The sequence below is a fragment of the Micromonospora sp. NPDC049799 genome, assembly GCF_040656655.1.
Classification (GTDB): Bacteria; Actinomycetota; Actinomycetes; order Mycobacteriales; family Micromonosporaceae; genus Micromonospora.
Genome location: NZ_JBFAMU010000701.1, coordinates 1 through 2,093, shown reverse-complemented (window position 1 = coordinate 2,093; position 2,093 = coordinate 1). Strand labels below are relative to the sequence as shown.

Genomic DNA, 2,093 nt, shown 5'->3' with positions numbered 1-2,093 from the left:
GCCGGCGCGTGTTCGGAGACCGCGACCGCGCCGCGCGCCAGCACCCGCAGCGCCAGCGCCGCGCAGGCGGCGGTGGCCTCGGTGTCGGTACGCGGGGTGTACCGCTCCGGCAGTTCGTACAGCGCCCAGCCGGTGGAGGCGGCGAGGTCCACCGCCCGGTCGAGCTGGTCTCCTGGGCCGGGCTCCACCAGGTGCAACGCCCGGTCGGACACGCCGGTGCCCGCGCGGAACCCGGTGAACGGGTAGAACGCCTCCGCGACCACCGGCGCGGCGGACGCGGGCAGCCGCCACGACACCGGCAGCCGGTGCACCGGCAGGTCCGGGTTGTGCCGCAGCAGCACCGCGACGGCGGACTGCATCGGATCCCAGCTCAGGCCCGTCCAGCGCACGGTCTCGACCGTGGAGAACGGGTCCAGCTGCCCGGGATCACCGACGAACAGCGCCCGTTCCAACCTGCCGGCCACGCGCAACAGGGCGTCCGAGCGCATCTGGTACGCCTCGTCGACGATCGCCCACGGCCAGGATCCCTCGGTGACCGTGGCCCACTTGGCGGCCGTACCGATGATGACGGCCGGACCACCGAGGTCGGCGACCTTCGCGGCGACCCGGACCTGCTCGTGGCCCTTCACCCGCTCGGACGGCCGGTAGTCGGCGGCGGACAGCCGGCCGATCCGCAGGTCGGGCGCCTTGCGGGCGAGGCGGTCGACGAGGTCGTCGACCTGCTCGTTGGTCTGCGCGATGATGATCAACGGCTCGCCGGCGGCGGCCAGTTCGACGGCGGCGCGTACGACGAGGGTCGACTTGCCGGCACCGGGCGGCGAGTCGACGACGACGCCGCGGTGGTCGCCGGAGCGCAGGTCGGCGAGCACGGCCGTGATGACCCGCTCCGCCTCGACGGCGGGCGGCAGCGTCAGCCCCGCGAGCATCATCCGTGTCACCTTCCCATCCCGGCGTTCCCGGACCCTACCGGGCGGACGAGTAGCCGGGCCGGCAGTGGGTACCCGCGGCGGGACCAACGGGGAGGCGATGTCGGGATGGCCAGGTTCCTGTTCACAGCGACCTACACCGCCGAGGGGATCAAAGGGCTGGGCAAGGACGGCGGGACGACGCGCGCCGAGGTCGTCCAGGCGTTGATCGAGAACGCCGGCGGACGCGTGGAGGCGCTGTACTTCGCGTTCGGCGAACACGACCTGTACATCGTCTGCGAGCTTCCCGATCCGGTGGCCGCCGCCGCTCTCGGCATCCAGGTCCGGGCGGCGGGCGGGGTGGAGGCGAGCGTGGTTTCGCTGCTGACACCGGCCGAGATCGACGCGGCGGCCGGAGTCCAGGTGGCGTACCAGCCGCCGGGCCGCTGACCGGCTGGGCGGCACCGCCCATCCAGCAACCATGCGGAGGTGATCCGGGCGTGGCGAAGTTCCTGCTCATGTCGACCTACACCGTCGAAGGGCTCAAAGGGCTGAGCGCGGACGGCGGGACCAAGCGCGCCGACGTCGTTCGGGCGCTGGTCGAGAATGCCGGTGGGCGGATGGAGTCGCTGCACTTCGGGTTCGGCGAGGACGACACGTACGTGCTGTGCGAGCTGCCGGACCACAAGACCGCCGCCGCCCTGGCGATCGCCATCCGGGCGGCCGGTGGGCTGGACACGCGGGTTGTTCCGGTGCTGACTCCGGCGGAGGTGGACGACACCACGCAGATCAACGTTGCGTACGAGCCGCCGGGCAGGTGAGCGGAACCCGGCGGTGGGCGGTCATTTCCCGGCGGGCCGGTACACGTACACCGGCTCCTTCCGGCCCGCCCGCTCCGGGCACCGGCCGGCCGGGCCGCCCACCATGCCGATCGAGCCGTCCTCGCACTTGGCGAGGTACCCGGCACCCATCCAGAAGTCGTCGACGCAGACGAACCAGCGGCACACGCCGACATCCGGGGCGTGGATGAGGGCCCCGCCGCAGTAGGTGTAGCCGAACGGGTTCACCGGTGCCCCGCACTGGTCCTGCGGCGGCACCGGCGGCCGGCTCGGCGACGCGGTCGGGCGGACCGGGGAGACGGTCGGCCGGACCGGGGACGGACGAACCGGGCCCGGGCGGGCCGCCGGC

The 2,093-nt window shown here is 73.5% G+C and carries 3 protein-coding genes and 1 pseudogene; 2 read left to right on the top strand and 2 right to left on the bottom strand.

The window, feature by feature from the left end:
- On the bottom strand, window positions 1-929 hold a 929-nt coding region (locus AB0I76_RS28485; RefSeq protein ID WP_357041797.1), incomplete at its 3' end, for an AAA family ATPase.
- Window positions 930-1,034: 105 nt separating this feature from the next.
- Between AB0I76_RS28485 and AB0I76_RS28480 the strand changes: the two genes are divergently transcribed.
- Together AB0I76_RS28480 and AB0I76_RS28475 are read left to right on the top strand one after the other, a co-directional pair.
- The gene (locus AB0I76_RS28480) at window positions 1,035-1,355 is read left to right on the top strand and encodes a GYD domain-containing protein (RefSeq protein WP_357041793.1); all 321 of its coding nucleotides are present in this window, start codon (window positions 1,035-1,037) and stop codon (window positions 1,353-1,355) included.
- Between the two features lie 68 nt (window positions 1,356-1,423).
- The gene (locus AB0I76_RS28475) at window positions 1,424-1,726 is read left to right on the top strand and encodes a GYD domain-containing protein (protein WP_357041800.1); all 303 of its coding nucleotides are present in this window, start codon (window positions 1,424-1,426) and stop codon (window positions 1,724-1,726) included.
- 21 nt (window positions 1,727-1,747) lie between these two features.
- Here AB0I76_RS28475 and AB0I76_RS28470 read toward each other — a convergent pair.
- Window positions 1,748-2,093: pseudogene (locus AB0I76_RS28470) on the bottom strand (hypothetical protein); the annotation flags it as partial.

Bases quoted from the DNA above. Each gene is read 5' to 3' on its own strand.
- AB0I76_RS28480 (WP_357041793.1), top strand. From the start codon at position 1,035: ATGGCCAGGTTCCTGTTCACAGCGACCTACACCGCCGAGGGGATCAAA.
- AB0I76_RS28475 (WP_357041800.1), top strand. From the start codon at position 1,424: ATGTCGACCTACACCGTCGAAGGGCTCAAAGGGCTGAGCGCGGACGGC.